Here is a 16,189-nt window from a genome sequence, read left to right on the forward strand (position 1 = left end):
GTCGACTAACCTGCTTACAGCCGCCACCCTAATTCGTTTAGTCGCGAATCGGTCGTGGCCCTACTTAGAGGCAATACGATCATGTTCAAAGCAACTCCGAATCCACCCGAAACAGATCCCGCCGATACCTCCCCCTACGCATCCTCCGATTCCCGAAAACTCCACGAAGCCGCCGAACGCGCCCTCGACCATTACCTCAAACCCGAACCGCCCTCGCGTAATTCCGTTGATCGCGGCATGCAGATGTTCGTGGTCGCGCCTGACCTCAATCCCGAAGCCATCGCCATCCAGACCTACGAAACGTTTTCGTCGGTGAGCATTCTGCTGCTGGATCTGGCGGACAGCCTGGAAGACAAACCACGGCATCTGGCGATGGCGATCTATCAGTTGAGCGAGATGGGTTTGTTGCTGGCGGAGAAGACGCTGGACAGTGAGCGGGCGATTGCTGTGGCCTAGGCGTCGATGACGGGGCGTCTGTACTGACGCTTTCGCGGGCAAGCCCGCTCCCACAGTGGCCAGTGGTGATCACAAAGTTGTGTACGCCAGCGATCCTTGTGGGAGCGAGCTTGCTCGCGAAGCTTCTGGCAGTTTGAAGTCAGGCAGAAGCCGGCAATGGCTGAAAACTGAAGTACTGGCGCAACGCCTCGACCAGTTGCCCGTATTCCGCCGGAGGACGCTGCAGGCTGAAGCCGGCGTCATAGTGCATCGGGGTTGCGTCTTCATGGCACCACAGGCAGCACGCCGTGAGGTCGATCACCTGCTGCAGGCCATCGCCGCACGGGAGCTTGAGACGCAGGCTGAAATCGACACCGGTCATCATCGGCAACTGGCTGATGAGCATCAGCCCGTCTTCGGACACGTTGCCCAGAAAGCCGATGGGTTTGTCGGTGACGCTGTTGAACACCCGGAGGAAGTACGGCAACTGATGCCGTTCGATTCGTCGGTCGGTAAACATGCGCAGTACGCCATGCAAGGCTCCATCACAGAGCCGCGCCTTTGCTTCGGAACACGCCGGTATCGCAGACGCGCTCTCCCCGCTTCCGGTGGGATGGTCGCCAATACGCCATCACCTCAACCACGACCAGTCGCAGGTGTTGCCCCGGTCCAGACGTCAGGCGCTGAACCGGATCACTGGACTATAGCTCACCTTGTACAGTCAGCCAGCGTTTGTATGACAACCAGCATCAGAAGCGTTGCGGGCTCGGCACTGCCGCTGCACTGCGCGTCGGGTAGTGGCCCAGGCTCTGCAGGGTTTCCAGGCGCGCACGGGCGCGGAAGGCATATTCGCTGTTGGGGTACGAGGCGATGATGAACTGGTAGGTCTGCGCCGCGTCGATGTACATTTTTTGCCGTTCCAGGCACTGGCCGCGCATCATCGACACTTCCGGCCACACATAAGGGCGGGCCCGGCTGTCGCGTTCGACCTTGGACAGTTCGAGCATCACTTGCTCGCAATTGCCCCGGTCGTAGGCGCTGTAAGCGTTATTCAAATGGTGATTCATCGCCCAACGGGTACATCCCGTGGCAGCGAGGGCGCTGAGGGCAAGGGCGGCAATGGGCAACAATCGCATGAGGGTTCTCCTGTCTTGAGCAGTGTATCGACCTTGCGCGAAAAATCTTCAATGCCGCCATCGTCAGCGTGGTATCAGTGCGTGGCGTCCTCGGGAGGGTTGGCATCGCCATTCGGTGCAGAGGGGGTTGACTCCAGATGGATGGTCACAATCGGTGACCTTGGCGAAACCGTGCCGTCCTGACTTCTTTCAACAACATAAAAACCGAATTGACTCAGATCCAGGAACGAAAGCCAACTCCCGTTGCTACTGATCAATTGGCCAAACAGCTGATTCAAGGGATCCTTGGTGCTGTAGGCGACCGCGAAATTACCGGGCGTTCCTGTTCCCTCCACTCGAAAACGGACACCTGGCTTGTCGCCATCTTTTGGGCTTTCAATCACTGGCGGCTCCAGCGCTTTGCGTGCTGTTTTTTTTGCTGTCATGTCATTCGTCTCATGGCCCCGCCAACCGTTGGCGGGATTCAATCTGTATATCGATCGAAAAACCGCGTGCCACCTGTAAGAAATACCAGTACCGACGAGCGGCAGCGGTGGCCGGTCAGAGTCGTTGAAAAGAACCACGTTCAATAAAGAAAACAATAAGTAGTGCAAACGAACAATGACTACACCCTCGGAGCATAGTAGCCTCTGCTAGCGCTTGAACTCAGGAGTCTTTGCATGTCCGTCCGTCGTACCAAAATCGTCGCTACCCTTGGCCCGGCCAGTAACTCGCCGGAAGTTCTCGAACAGCTGATTCTGGCTGGCCTGGACGTCGCCCGTCTGAACTTCTCCCACGGCACCCCCGACGAGCACAAGGCTCGCGCGAAGCTGGTGCGTGACCTGGCTGCCAAGCACGGTCGCTTCGTCGCCCTGCTGGGTGACCTGCAAGGCCCGAAAATCCGTATCGCCAAATTCGCCAACAAGAAGATCGAGCTGAAGATCGGTGACAAATTCACCTTCTCCACCAGCCATCCGTTGACCGAAGGCAACCAGCAAGTGGTCGGCATCGACTACCCGGATCTGGTCAAGGACTGCGGCGTGGGCGACGAGCTGCTGCTCGACGACGGCCGTGTGGTGATGCGCGTCGACACCGCGACCGCCACCGAACTGCATTGCACCGTGACCATCGGCGGCCCGCTGTCCGACCACAAAGGCATCAACCGTCGCGGTGGTGGCCTGACCGCACCGGCCCTGACTGAAAAAGACAAGGCCGACATCAAGCTCGCCGCAGAAATGGAAGTCGACTACCTCGCGGTGTCCTTCCCGCGTGACGCTGCCGACATGAACTACGCCCGTCAACTGCGCGACGAAGCCGGCGGTACTGCCTGGCTGGTGGCGAAGATCGAACGTGCCGAAGCCGTGGCCGACGACGAAACCCTCGACGAACTGATCAAGGCGTCCGACGCGGTAATGGTTGCCCGTGGTGACCTCGGTGTGGAAATCGGCGACGCGGAGCTGGTGGGCATTCAGAAGAAAATCATTCTGCATGCACGCCGCCACAACAAGGCAGTGATCGTCGCGACCCAGATGATGGAGTCGATGATCCAGAACCCGATGCCGACCCGTGCCGAAGTGTCCGACGTGGCCAACGCCGTGCTCGACTACACCGACGCCGTGATGCTCTCGGCCGAATCCGCTGCCGGTCTGTACCCGCTGGAAGCCGTTCAGGCGATGGCGCGCATCTGCGTCGGCGCTGAAAAGCACCCGACCAGCAAGACCTCCAGCCACCGCATCGGCAAGGTCTTCGAAAGCTGCGACCAGAGCATCGCACTGGCCGCCATGTACACCGCCAACCACTTCCCGGGCGTGAAAGCGATCATCGCGCTGACTGAAAGCGGCTACACCCCGCTGATCATGTCGCGTATCCGTTCTTCGGTGCCGATCTACGCCTTCACCCCGCACCGCGAAGCCCAGGCCCGCGCGGCAATGTTCCGTGGCGTGTACACCGTGCCGTTCGACCCGGCGTCGCTGGCTCCGAACGAAGTCAGCCAAAAGGCGATCGACGAGCTGGTCAAGCGCGGCGTCGTGGAAAAAGGCGACTGGGTCATTCTGACCAAAGGCGACAGCTACCACACCACCGGCGGCACCAACGGCATGAAAATCCTGCACGTTGGTGATCCACAGGTCTGAGTGATTCGCTGAAAAACAAAAGCCCCGGCATGTGAGTGCCGGGGCTTTTGGTTTTTTGATCCTATAGATTTACTGGCTGATCCGGCCTCTTCGCGAGCAAGCCCGCTCCCACAATTGGAACGCATTTCCCCTGTGGGAGCGGGCTTGCTCGCGAAGAGGCCGGCACAGTCAGCGAACATATCAATGCCGCTTGATAAACCCGGTCAACGCCGCCAACGCCTCCGGCGAGCGCAGCCGTTGAGTGAACAACGCGCCCTCCTCCTCGATCACTTTACGGATCAGTTCGCGATCCGGCGCCTTCATCAACTGTTTGCTGATACGCACCGCTTCCGGCGGCAGCTCATCGAAACGCAACGCCATCTCCCGCGCCTTGTTCAATGCCGCTTCGCCACTGCCCAGCGCCTCGGTGGCAATCCCCCATTGCGCAGCCTGTTCACCGCTGAATCCCTCGCCAAGCAGCAACAGCTCCGCCGCTTTGGCATGCCCGAGCAAGCGCGGCAGTATCAGGCTGGAGCCGAACTCCGGGCACAGCCCAAGGTTGACGAACGGCATGCGCAACCGCGCATCGCGACTGACGTACACCAAGTCGCAATGCAGCAACAACGTGGTGCCGATGCCCACCGCCGCACCAGCCACGGCGGCGACTACTGGTTTGCGGCATTCGAGCAGGCCCCGCATGAAGTGGAACACCGGGCTGTCGAGGTCGCTCGGCGGTTGCTGGATGAAGTCGGCGATGTCGTTGCCGGCGGTGAAGCATTCGGCGCTGCCGGTGATCAGCACGGTGTTGATTTCAGGATCGTTGTCGGCCTGCTTCAAGGCCTCGGCGAGGCGACCGTACATCGCGCGGGTCAGCGCGTTTTTCTTGTCCGGGCGGTTGAGGCGCAGGGTGAGCAAACCGCGTTCGCGTTCGAGCAGGATGGCTTCGGTCATCAGCGTTACTCAACATTAAAAAGGCCGACAGAGTTCCGTCTCGCCACAGGAATCTTCGAACCTATGAAAGTCAGCGCTTAACCGCGGGACAAAAATACATCGGCCAGCAGTTGGTTGCGCGGCAGTCCGGCCAGGTACAGACGCCGGGCAAAGGCATCGACACTGGCGGTTGAACCGCAGACTAAAGCCAGGGTTTGCCGGGAAACAAGGCGCAGTTGCGCCAAAGCGGCGGCTGACTCGGCCGCCGTCCACAGCTCGACGCTGAGGTTTTCGCGCTGCGCGGCCAGCGCCGCAAGGGGTTTGGCCAGATAGTGCTCGCGCTCGTCATGGGCCAGATGAATGACGCGGATGGCGCCCTCGTGATCCTGACGCAAGGCTTCGCGCAGCACGCCGAACAATGGCCCCAGCCCGGTGCCGGCCGCCAGCAGCCACAGCGGTCGCGTGTGCCAGTCCGGGTCGTAATGCAACGCGCCGCCACGCAATTCGCCGAGGCGGATCGGGTCGCCGATCTGCAGGCGCCGCGCCGCATCGCTGAATTCACCGGGCTGGCGACAGTCGAGGTGGAATTCAAGAAAGCGGTCTTCCTCCGGCAGGCTCGCCAGCGAGTACGGCCGGGCGATGTGGTTGATCCACAGCACCAGATGTTGCCCGGCGCTGTAGCGCAGCGGTCGTTGCGGGGTCAGGCGCAGGCGCAGGACGTTGTCGGTGAGCCAATCCAGCGCTTCGACCACCGCCGGCCGGCCATCCGTGATCGGGTCGAAGGTGTGCACCTGCAAGTCTTCGGTCACCTGACACTGACAGGCCAGGCGCCAGCCCTGCTGGCGCTGCTCGGCGCTCAGGGCATCCGGCCGATTGTCGGCAGGCAAGCCGTTCACGCACTGCACCAGACACGCATGGCAACTGCCGGCGCGGCAGCTGTAAGGCACCGCAACGCCGTGTTGATTCAGGGCATCGAGCAGGTTGCTGCCCGCCGCCACCGACCACTGCTGTTCACCGACCCGAAGTTCAGGCATCCACATTCTCCCACGCGGCCGCACAGCGATTGCGCCCGTCGCGCTTAGCCCGGTACAGCGCCTGATCGGCACGCTGCAGGGCATCGTCCAGATGGTCGCCCAACTCCAGCAGGGTCATGCCCGCCGAAAGGCTGAGGTCGCGCACATTCAGGCCCACCAGTTCGACGTCGGTAAACGCAATGCGCAAGCGTTCACAACAGGCGGTCAGGCGTTCGGCATCGCAATCGGGCAACAACACCACGAATTCCTCGCCACCGTAACGCGCCAGCACGTCGCCGTCACGCAAGCAGGCGCCTGCTACCCCGGCGAAGGCCTGCAACACCTGATCGCCGGCAGCATGCCCGTGCAAATCGTTGATGCGTTTGAAGTGATCAAGGTCGATCAGCGCCAGGCCATGGACCACGCCCGGGTCCATCTCGTCCAGTTCGCGGGAGGCCAGGCGTAAAAAATGTCGACGATTGAACAGCCCGGTCAGTTCATCGGTGGCCACCAGGTCTTCGAGCTGACGCATCATCCCGCGCAAGGTGTCCTGATGCGCCTGTAAGGCAAACCGGCGCTGGCGCATGCGCTGCCGCGAAACCTGGACAAAGCGTGCGTAGATCACCAGCCACGCCAGCACGATCGCCAGAATGCACACCTGCAAGGCTGCCAGCGCCGGATCCGTCAAACGGAAGTGGTAGCCATCCCAGAGGGTGATTGCACAGAAACTGAAGAACACCAGCAGCGCGCAACGTATGAACGCGCGCCGGGATAAATGAAACAGGCCGAACAGCAGGATCAGCACATAAAACACCAGAAACGCGCCGCGGGCTTCATGCAGATGGGCGATCAGCCAGGTCTGCCAGCCGAGCCCGAGCAGCACTTGCGCCTCGGTCAGGCTGGGGTCGGCAAAACGCAGGTTGCGCCCGGACCAGAACAGCGCGAACAACGTGGCCTGAGTGATGAGCACCAGCGCGCTGCCGATGGCCACACTGTTCAATGAATGCGGGTAATGACCGAAAAAAAACGCCAGCCACAGCAGCAGCAAAGCCAATCCGTAGGTGGCTGCGGCGAGGGCAAAGCGCTTGAGCAAAAGACGTTGAATGGCGTTATGGGTCAATCGTTGACTCACCGTGCGATAGGAGGCTGACCGAGTGTCCTACTCTACAGACCGGATGCCACTTTAGAGGGGCGGTCGATAAATGACCACCGATTTTCAGCGCCAAAAATTGACGTCAAATGCATGACCCGTCAATGCCCTCATGAGGTCCTGTGGCGAGGGGATTTATCCCCGAAAGGGGCGCGAAGCGGCCCTCAACAATCCGTCAGTCAAACCCTGCGCACAGGTTTTGCGCCTGCTACGCAGCCGATCGGGGCGGTGCGACGTTTCGCTAGATCCCCTCGCCACAGAAGAGCACTGTTGGCCCGAGTGTTCGGTATGCGACCAACGAATGACTGCCGGCGCGTGTATGCCCTGAAGAGGCACGGTATACTGCCGCGCCTTTTTAGCGTCGCGCCAGCAGCCCCGGCGTGCCTTGAAAGGTGCTTGCAACCGACCGATGTACCCAAGCTGCAAGCACCTTATTGAATGTTCCCGTCTTTTAGAGGAGCGCGACTCATGACCGTGATCAAGCAAGATGACCTGATTCAGAGCGTTGCCGACGCCCTGCAATTCATTTCCTACTACCACCCCGTGGACTTCATCCAGGCGATGCACGAAGCCTACCTGCGCGAAGAATCGCCAGCGGCCCGTGATTCGATCGCACAGATCCTGATCAACTCGCGCATGTGCGCCACCGGCCACCGGCCGATCTGCCAGGACACCGGCATCGTGACCGTGTTCGTGCGCGTGGGCATGGACGTGCGTTGGGATGGCGCGACCATGAGCCTGGACGACATGATCAACGAAGGCGTGCGCCGCGCCTACAACCTGCCGGAAAACGTCCTGCGTGCCTCGATCCTCGCCGACCCGGCGGGCGCTCGTAAAAACACCAAGGACAACACCCCGGCAGTCATCCACTACTCCATTGTCCCGGGCAACACCGTGGAAGTGGACGTGGCGGCCAAGGGCGGCGGTTCCGAGAACAAGTCGAAAATGGCCATGCTCAACCCGTCCGACTCGATCGTTGACTGGGTGCTGAAAACCGTTCCGACCATGGGCGCCGGCTGGTGCCCGCCGGGCATGCTCGGCATCGGCATCGGCGGCACCGCCGAGAAAGCCGCGGTCATGGCCAAGGAAGTGTTGATGGAATCCATCGACATCCATGAGCTGAAAGCCCGTGGCCCGCAGAACCGCATCGAAGAGATCCGTCTGGAGCTGTTCGAGAAGGTCAACCAGTTGGGGATCGGCGCCCAGGGCCTCGGTGGCCTGACCACCGTGCTCGACGTGAAAATCATGGACTACCCGACTCACGCAGCCTCGCTGCCGGTGTGCATGATCCCGAACTGCGCCGCCACCCGTCACGCACACTTCGTGCTCGACGGCACCGGCCCGGCCTCACTGGAAGCGCCACCGCTGGACGCCTACCCGGAAATCGTCTGGGAAGCCGGCCCGTCAGCCCGTCGCGTCAATCTCGACACCCTGACCCCGGAAGACGTGCAGAGCTGGAAACCGGGCGAAACCGTCCTGCTCAACGGCAAGATGCTTACCGGTCGCGACGCTGCGCACAAGCGCATGGTCGAGATGCTGAACAAGGGTGAAACCCTGCCGGTGGATCTGAAAGGTCGCTTCATCTACTACGTCGGCCCGGTTGATCCGGTCGGTGACGAAGTGGTTGGCCCGGCTGGCCCGACCACCGCCACGCGGATGGACAAGTTCACCCGTCAGATCCTTGAGCAGACCGGCCTGTTGGGCATGATCGGCAAATCCGAGCGCGGCCCGACCGCGATCGAAGCGATCAAGGACAACAAGGCCGTGTACCTGATGGCCGTGGGCGGCGCCGCCTACCTGGTGGCCCAGGCCATCAAGAAGTCCAAGGTGCTGGCATTCGCCGAGCTGGGCATGGAAGCGATCTACGAGTTCGAGGTCAAGGACATGCCGGTCACCGTCGCGGTGGACAGCAACGGTGAGTCGGTACACATCACCGGCCCGGCGATCTGGCAACAGAAGATCGCCGAAAGCCTGGCGGTAGAAGTGCAGTAAGCGCTTCGCAGCCGTAAAAAAGGCCGGCCCGTCATGCGACGGGCCGGCCTTTTTTTGCCTGTTGCACAGCTCTGGCCTTTTGACACCTGTCAGATCTGACAGGTTACCAATGCCATGCTTGTTGATAGCGTCTGTCCACTCACGTCCTTCGCGTGTGCAACGGATCCGACCATGGCCGATCAAGAGCTGAGCATCATCACCCCGTCCATCGCCAGCAGCGCGTCGATCACCACAATCGGCAAAAGCTGGGGCACTTTCGGCCCGACGGGGGAGGCGTCGTTCATACTGCCACTGCCGCTGTCCGTCGGACGTGGCTGGGATCCGCAGCTATCGCTGACTTACAGCAGTCAGGCCGGTAACGGGCCATTCGGCGTCGGCTGGAGCCTGGGCATCGGTCAGATCAGCCGTCGCACCCACAAAGGGGTACCGCGCTATACCGATGTTGATGAAATCGTCGGTTACGACGGTGAAATCTGGGCGCCTGAACTTGAGGGCAACGGCGCACCAAAATCGCGTCTGGAAAGGACCTACAACGGGATTGAAGTCGGCGAGCACCGCGTGGTGCGCTACTGGCCACAGGTCGAGAGCGACTTTGCCTTGCGCGAGCGATGGCAGCGTGTCACCGGTCCGGATGAGCCGGCCGAGCCGCCGTTCTGGCTGATCCATGGGGCTGACGGCTCATTGCAGGTATACGGTAAAACCAGCGCCTCGCGTCGGGCCGATCCAGATGACAAGCTTCGGGTCGGCAGCTGGCTGCTGTGCGAGAGCATGAACCCGCGCGGCGAGCACATCTGCTTCGACTATATGGCCGATGATGCAGACGCCAACCCCCTTCACGACTACCGTGCCCAGCGCTACTTGCGCGCCGTATTCTACGGCAACGTCGCCGCCAGCCAGCACCTGTACAGCTGGACGGTGGTGGATCCGGCTGAACTGCAATGGCATTTCCATCTGCTGTTCGACTACGGCGAACGCACCCGCTCACTGACCCAGGCTCCCGCGTACGCAGGCTCCAGCCTGACACCCTGGCTGGAACGCCAGGACCCGTTCTCCACCTACGGTCAGGGTTTCGAGCTGGGCACTCGGCGTCTCTGCCAGCAAATCCTGATGTTTCACAATTTCTCGCGGCCAGACAGTCAGGATCCGCTGCTGGTGCGGCGGCTGTTACTCGAGTATCCGCCCGCCTCCGGGCCCTGGACTTACAACCGGATCACAGCCGCTCACTACCAGGCCTTCGATACCAGCGGCGCACTGGAAACGACACCGCCGGTGGAGTTCGACTATTCCTCCTTCGAGATCAACAAAACGCCCGCACGCCTGTTCGCCGAAGACCCCATGCCGGGCCTGGACGATGGACAGTTTTACCTGTGCGCCGATCTGTACGGTGAGGGCCTGCCGGGCTTCCTCTGCCGCTACGATCAATGCTGGTATTACCGTGAACCGATGCGCGCAACCTCAGGGCCTGACGCCATCACCTATGGCCCGTGGACGGTGCTGGAACAGATCCCGGTGGCGAGTCGCAACAGCCCCGCGCTGCAGATACTGCTAGACCTGACCGGCGACGGGCGGCTGGACTGGATCGTTGCCCAACCGGGTATCAGCGGGTATCGCAGGTTGAACGCCGACCGCAGCTGGGCGCCCTTCATGTCGTTTACCGGCATGCCGCTGGAGTTTCGCGACGTTCTTTCGCAACTGGGCGACCTGGTCGGCGATGGCCTCATTTCGCTGGCGATGATCGGTCCGCGCGCCGTGCGCCTGTATGCCAACCGTCGCGAGGAGGGTTTCGCCCCGGCCGAAGAAGTCCTCCATGAACCCGCCGATGACCGACTGCCGATCTTCAGCCATTCACCCAGCGAGTTGGTCCTTCTCGGCAACCTGCTGGGCAGCGACATGAGCGAGCTGTGCCGGATCCGCCATGATGAAATCAAATGCTGGCCCAACCTGGGGCATGGCCGCTTCGGTGCAGGACGGGTAATCAGCGCGCTGCCGTTTACCTATGAAGCATTCGATTCGACCCGCGTGCGCCTGGCTGACCTCGATGGTTCGGGTGCTCCGGCACTGATCTATCTGAAATCCGATGCATTCGAGATCTACCTCAATCGCGGCGGTCACGGGCTGGAGCAGACGCCGGTCATCGTGCCCTGGCCCGAAGGTGTGCGTTACGACCGCTTGTGTCAGGTCAGTTTCGCCGACCTGCAAGGCCTGGGTTGCGCGTCACTGCTCCTGACCGTGCCGCACCCGACACCGCAGCACTGGCGCTATGACTTTGTCGCGGCCAGACCCTACCTGCTGACGGCGAGCAACAACAACATGGGCTGCGCCACGCAGGTGACCTACCGCAGCTCCGCCCAGGAATGGCTGGATGAAAAACAGCAGTGGCTGATCGACCATCCCGGCGAAGTGCCCGTGTGCCACTTGCCCTTCGCGGTGCAGGTGGTCAGCCGGCAACATCAGCAGGATGAGATCACCGGCAATTGCCTGACTCAATCGTGCATCTTTCGCGAAGGCGTCTACGACAGCATCGAGCGCGAATTTCGCGGCTTCGGTTATCTGCAACAGACCGACACCGATAGCGCCACCGGCGATGACGAGGTCGGTTTCACCGCACCGGTACGGGTCTGTACCTGGTTTCTGACCGGACAGGCCATGGACCGACCAAGACACGGCTACTTCGACGCCGACGAAGATGCGCAGCCGTTGCTGCCAACCGTATTCAGCCGCTATCACCAGGGCGATGAATACGATGAACCGGTGACGCCGCCCGACGAGACGACACGCTACAGAATCGCTCGGGCGCTGACAGGTTCCGTGGCGCGCATCGAAACCTGGGCCGGCACCGTCGAGCCAGCCACGCCACGGCTCTTCGCGGTAGAGGAGTTTCGCTACCTGGTGCGTGACGTGCGCCCCACTGGCCGCAACGAGCCGGCAAGCGTACTGCTGCCGCTGCTGCTGGAAAAAATCGGCTATCAATACGACGGTTTCATTGACGACCCGCTGTGCCGCCATGAAATTTTGCTCGGCACCAGCGAGTACGGTCATGCCACCCATAGCCTGAGCGTCAGTTATGCGCGACGCCGCACCGAGGCCGATCCCCCGCCCTTCAGTGATCCCGATGAGCAGCAGTGGTGGCGGGACGCCCACGACCCGGCCCAGCAGTCCTATTACCTCAGTGAATCCCGTGAGCGCGCGATTGATCTGGACCGGGACCTGCAACACTGGCGACTGGGCCTGCCCTGGCAGCAACGCAGCAATGCACTGGTGCTGCCCAAGGGTAATCTGCCGTCGGGCTTGAACCCGCAGCAGGTGTCATGGGAGACACTCACTGCGCACCAGGACTCTGCGCAGTGGAACGCACTCAGGGTGCTGACCGGACAAACCGTGCAGCGTTATCTCAAGACAGCAGACGGCAGCCCGTTGCCCGACGGCTCAGTCGATTTCGAAGCGCTGGCCGCACCAACGGAACTGGCACAGCTTGATCAGACCGCCCTCGATGCCTACGCCGATCTGCCACCGCCGTTCGATATCCGCGTGGAGCTGACGAACATCGGTTACACACCGATGCCGCCACTGTTCGACGCGCAAGTTGTGACCACACAAAACCTCTGGTCCGCACATTACAACTACGCAAAATACGCCGGCGCCGAGGATTTCTTCCAGGTGCGTGAATACCGCGAAACCCTGAGCCATGGCTGGACCCGGGCGCAATACGACGCATATCACCTGTTGATTGAAAGCGTCGAATTGCCGGATGGCTGCACCACCCGCTGCGAATATGACTATCACGCTCAGCAGCCGCTGCGCATCATCGATGCCAACGAGAACATTCAGGAAGCGCTCTACGAGCCCTCCGGTCAACCGTTGACGACCAGTTTCCACGGCACCGAAAATGCTGTCGCCGCCGGTTTCCGTCCGCTCAGCGAATACCTGCGCCCGGAAGATCCAGACCCAGAACTGGCCATCGCCGACCCGGCAGCTGCCGTGCAAAAAGCCGCCAGTACCCTGCGCAAGGACTTGTTCAGCTGGATGGGGCAACTGCCGCCTTCCGTCAACGCAACGCCGCAGTTGCTCGAGCAATGGCTGGCCAGCGGTGATGTGTTGCCGAGCCTGCACATTCGCGCCAGCGCACGGCGGCGCCTGGCGCAACTGGCGTCACCGACATCGGCCGAACTGGCACTGCGCGAACTCATCACCACAGTCCAGCGCAAACCGGTACACAGCGTGGTGCTGAGCGCCGACCGTTACCCCGATGACCTTGTAGCGGCATTGGTGCGGATCATCATCAGCTACGTGGACGGCTTTGGCCGGGCGCTGCAAACCCTGCAACGGGTCGAACCCGGCACGGCTTATGCGGTGGCGGTCGACGGATCGCTGATCGTCGATCGCGGGCAGTTACGTGAGGTTCAGGCCGATCCGCGCTGGCGTGTAAGCGCACGGGTCGAGTACAACAACAAAGGCTTGGCGGTGCGCCAGTTCCGGCCGTTTTTTGTCGACACCCATGGTTATGTCAATGATCAATCCCTGCAACGGTACGGCTATTTCGATCAACTGTTCTATGACCCGCTTGGCCGTCCGGTCAAGCTGATCAACGCCAAGGGGCATTTCTCCCGCGAGACCTATCACCCTTGGTATCAGACCAGCGAAGACTTCAACGACACCGATGAGTCAGAATCATGAGCCGGGCTGTTGACAGGCATACGCCAACACTGAGCGTGAGTGACAGCCGAGGCTTGCCGGTCCGGCAGATTACCTACTTGCGTTCGGTCGCCGGTGAGACCGCCATCGCGCTGATCTCTCGCCAGCAATTCGACCCGGCGGCCAGGCTGTTGGCGCAACGAGACCCGCGCCTGCCGCGACCCAATCAGGTGCTGGTGTCGGCCCTGGGGGGCACGCCCCTGAAAGTCGACAGCGTTGATGCCGGCATGCGGCTGACGCTGCCGGGGCTGGCCGGCGAAGTGCTTGAACGCTGGGACGGCCGCGGCAATCATTGGCGTATGACCTACGATGACTTGCTGCGGGTCACGGCAATCGAAGTCAACGCACAACCCGAGACTGAAACCTTTACCTTTGCCACCGCCTCGGCCGATGCGGGACGCAACCTGCGTGGAAATCTGTTGGCGCTGCAGGACCGCTCAGGCGGTGTGAATTTCGACACCTACAGCCTGCTCGGTCAGGCACTGGCCGAAACCCGTACGTTTGCCGATGGCAAGACCTTCACCAGCCGCCGCATTCATGGCCCGCTAGGCAGTGTCCTTGAGCAGGTCGACGCCAGCGGACACCGCCAACGGTCGTATTTCGACCTCGCCGGACAACTCAGGCAAGTCCAGTTGAAAATCGACGATCAGGCTGCCTGGGCGACCGTTCTGGAGCATGCCCGGTACAACGCCGCCGGACAAATCATCCTGCAACAGGCCGGCAACGGTGTGATCAGTCATTGGGCTTACGATCCAGCCAACAACAACCTGCACCGGCAAACCACACAGAAAAGCGGTCAGCCGCTGCTGCAGGATTTCGAACACCAGTACGACCCGGTCGGTAACCTTGTGCGCACTCTCGACCATGCCTTTACGCCCAGTCATTTCGCCAACCAGCGGGTCGATGGGCATCGCGAGTTCAGCTACGACTCGTTGTATCGATTGAAACGGGCCACTGGCTACGACGATGGCCCACCCTCGGACACCCCCGGTCTGCCGCAGCCAACCGACCCGGCGGATCGGCGCAACTACATTCAGATGTACACCTACGATGACGGTGGCAACCTGATTGAACTGCGTCATCTGCGCGAGAGTGCCAGCCATACCCGTACCGTACTCATCGACCCTGCCAGCAACAGAGGCGTGCGCTGGAAAAGCGGCGATCCCGTTCCGGACTTCAACCAGCTGTTTGACCGCAACGGCAATCTGACACACCTGCAACCGGGGCAGGATCTGCAGTGGAACGCCAACGATGAACTGGAAACCGCGATCCTGGTCAGACGCGAAAACGGCGTCGACGATGCCGAGTACTACCGCTACAGCCAGGGTTTACGGGTGCATAAACGCCTCGAAACCGCGACCGGACACTTTCAGGATGTGCGCTATCTCCCGGGCCTGGAAATCCGCACCCGCGACAATGGCGAAGAACTGCATGTCATCACCCTGGCGATCGGCGTGGGCAGTGTTCGTTGTCTGTACTGGGCGACGGGCAAGCCGCGCGGTATCGCCACCACTCAAATGCGGTACAGCGTCGAAGACCACTTGGGATCGAACCTGATGGAGCTCGATCAACAGGCGCAGTTGATCAGCCACGAAGGCTATTACCCTTTCGGTGCCACGGCATGGATGGCCGCAAGCTCGGCGGTCGATGCCGATTACAAGACCGTTCGTTATTCGGGCAAGGAAATGGATGTCAGCGGTCTGTATTACTACGGCGCGCGCTATTACGCAGCATGGTTGCAGCGCTGGATCAGCGCCGATCCGGCGGGCGCCGTGGACGGTCTGAACCTGTATGGCTTTGTCGCCAATAACCCGTTGCGTTACGTCGACCCCGCTGGCGGTTCGAAAGCCGAGTCGGTGATTTTTTTCTATTCCGGGTTTATTACCGCCGTCAACGAACATGCCGAACGCACGCTTGTGCAAATCCACAACGTCATCCACCAGGAAAACATCACGCAGAACCTGATGATGAACCTGGCAGGCGAAACCATCGGTGGCGTCATCGGTTATGAGGGCGGTGTGCTGGGCAGCGCTCAAACCGGCCTGGTCTTTCCATCGGCCCCTCACGCCCTGCAGTTCACCGACCCCAACGCATTGGTCGGCGGCAATATCGGCGGCGATGCAGCGGGAGCGATGGGGGCTCCCTTGACCGACAGTTTTGGCTTCACAGGTGCACTCATTCCACAAACCTCGAAGATGTCGGTCGCGGCCATTGATAGCCAGTTGGGCGTCCCCGACCCCGTCGACAAGACGCCGCAAAGCTGGAGAGAGATCAAGGATGAGCTCATTCACCCGGCGCTCAATTCGGTGCTCAATCCTGACTTCACCATGAATCGGGTGATAAGTTCCTGGTTGTCGATCATTCCGGGGGCGCTGAACATGTTCCAGCGAGCGATCGAAGCCGAGGACATCAAGAATCGCCTCGATCCGGTGAAGATCAACAAGATCGACACCGTACTCGCCGAATGGACAAGCGCCATCGAAAGCCGCTGGGCTCAGGCCGAAAAGGCTTTCAATGCATTGGCCAGCGACGTTATTTATCCAGCCGATCTGCTTCCCAACGTCAACCACATGACGCCTCGGGAACTCACCGCACCGATTCATCGATCGGCACTGAAACAACAAACCAGAAACACACTGGAGTCCATCTCACGCATGCAACAGGGCATGGCCTGGTACAAAGAGATGGGCAGTACGGACAATCAGTACTTGTTGAAACAGGCACGCCATTCAAGACCAAAGGCCGCTTGAG

11 protein-coding genes are annotated in these 16,189 nt (G+C 61.0%); 5 read left to right on the top strand and 6 right to left on the bottom strand.

Annotated elements, in window-relative coordinates; all coding sequences use genetic code 11:
* Window positions 1–81: 81 nt before the first annotated feature.
* Window positions 82–456 (top strand): DUF6124 family protein, encoded by a 375-nt coding sequence (locus QMK55_RS06825; RefSeq protein ID WP_102355010.1) that lies wholly within the window; start codon window positions 82–84, stop codon window positions 454–456.
* Window positions 457–595: 139 nt separating this feature from the next.
* On the opposite strand, the gene QMK55_RS06830 is transcribed toward QMK55_RS06825, so the two are convergent.
* The 3 genes from QMK55_RS06830 to QMK55_RS06840 all read right to left on the bottom strand — a co-directional run bounded on the left by QMK55_RS06830 (window position 596) and on the right by QMK55_RS06840 (window position 1,996).
* Window positions 596–955, bottom strand: a complete 360-nt coding sequence (locus QMK55_RS06830) for a PilZ domain-containing protein (RefSeq protein ID WP_102355009.1) — start codon at window positions 953–955, stop codon at window positions 596–598.
* A 229-nt stretch (window positions 956–1,184) separates the two neighbouring features.
* Window positions 1,185–1,571, bottom strand: a complete 387-nt coding sequence (locus QMK55_RS06835) for a tetratricopeptide repeat protein (RefSeq protein ID WP_025112748.1) — start codon at window positions 1,569–1,571, stop codon at window positions 1,185–1,187.
* Between the two features lie 74 nt (window positions 1,572–1,645).
* The gene (locus QMK55_RS06840; protein WP_320328915.1) at window positions 1,646–1,996 is read right to left on the bottom strand and encodes a hypothetical protein; all 351 of its coding nucleotides are present in this window, start codon (window positions 1,994–1,996) and stop codon (window positions 1,646–1,648) included.
* Window positions 1,997–2,230: 234 nt separating this feature from the next.
* Between QMK55_RS06840 and pyk the strand changes: the two genes are divergently transcribed.
* Window positions 2,231–3,682: a pyruvate kinase gene (gene pyk / locus QMK55_RS06845; protein WP_102355008.1), complete on the top strand. Its 1,452-nt coding sequence runs from the start codon at window positions 2,231–2,233 to the stop codon at window positions 3,680–3,682.
* Window positions 3,683–3,862: 180 nt separating this feature from the next.
* Here pyk and QMK55_RS06850 read toward each other — a convergent pair whose 3' ends face one another.
* The 3 genes from QMK55_RS06850 to QMK55_RS06860 form a co-directional block, all read right to left on the bottom strand.
* The gene (locus QMK55_RS06850; protein WP_320328916.1) at window positions 3,863–4,612 is read right to left on the bottom strand and encodes an enoyl-CoA hydratase-related protein; all 750 of its coding nucleotides are present in this window, start codon (window positions 4,610–4,612) and stop codon (window positions 3,863–3,865) included.
* A 77-nt stretch (window positions 4,613–4,689) separates the two neighbouring features.
* Window positions 4,690–5,625, bottom strand: coding sequence for an iron-sulfur-binding ferredoxin reductase (locus QMK55_RS06855; RefSeq protein ID WP_102355006.1), 936 nt, complete (start codon window positions 5,623–5,625; stop codon window positions 4,690–4,692).
* Window positions 5,618–6,724, bottom strand: coding sequence for a sensor domain-containing diguanylate cyclase (locus QMK55_RS06860; RefSeq protein WP_102355005.1), 1,107 nt, complete (start codon window positions 6,722–6,724; stop codon window positions 5,618–5,620). The genes QMK55_RS06855 and QMK55_RS06860 overlap by 8 nt, the downstream gene beginning before the upstream one ends.
* 498 nt (window positions 6,725–7,222) lie before the next feature.
* Here QMK55_RS06860 and QMK55_RS06865 point away from each other — a divergent pair, with 498 nt between their 5' ends.
* The 3 genes from QMK55_RS06865 (at window position 7,223) to QMK55_RS06875 (ending at window position 16,188) form a co-directional block, all read left to right on the top strand.
* Window positions 7,223–8,746, top strand: a complete 1,524-nt coding sequence (locus tag QMK55_RS06865; RefSeq protein WP_102355004.1) for a fumarate hydratase — start codon at window positions 7,223–7,225, stop codon at window positions 8,744–8,746.
* A 171-nt stretch (window positions 8,747–8,917) separates the two neighbouring features.
* Window positions 8,918–13,420 carry a SpvB/TcaC N-terminal domain-containing protein gene (locus tag QMK55_RS06870; RefSeq protein WP_320328917.1) on the top strand — a complete coding sequence of 1,501 codons (4,503 nt, stop codon included), beginning with the start codon at window positions 8,918–8,920 and terminating at the stop codon, window positions 13,418–13,420.
* Window positions 13,417–16,188 (top strand): RHS repeat-associated core domain-containing protein, encoded by a 2,772-nt coding sequence (locus tag QMK55_RS06875; RefSeq protein ID WP_320328918.1) that lies wholly within the window; start codon window positions 13,417–13,419, stop codon window positions 16,186–16,188. The genes QMK55_RS06870 and QMK55_RS06875 overlap by 4 nt, the downstream gene beginning before the upstream one ends.
* Window position 16,189: the final 1 nt, after the last annotated feature.

The sequence above is a fragment of the Pseudomonas sp. P8_229 genome, from assembly GCF_034008635.1.
Taxonomy (GTDB): Bacteria; Pseudomonadota; Gammaproteobacteria; order Pseudomonadales; family Pseudomonadaceae; genus Aquipseudomonas.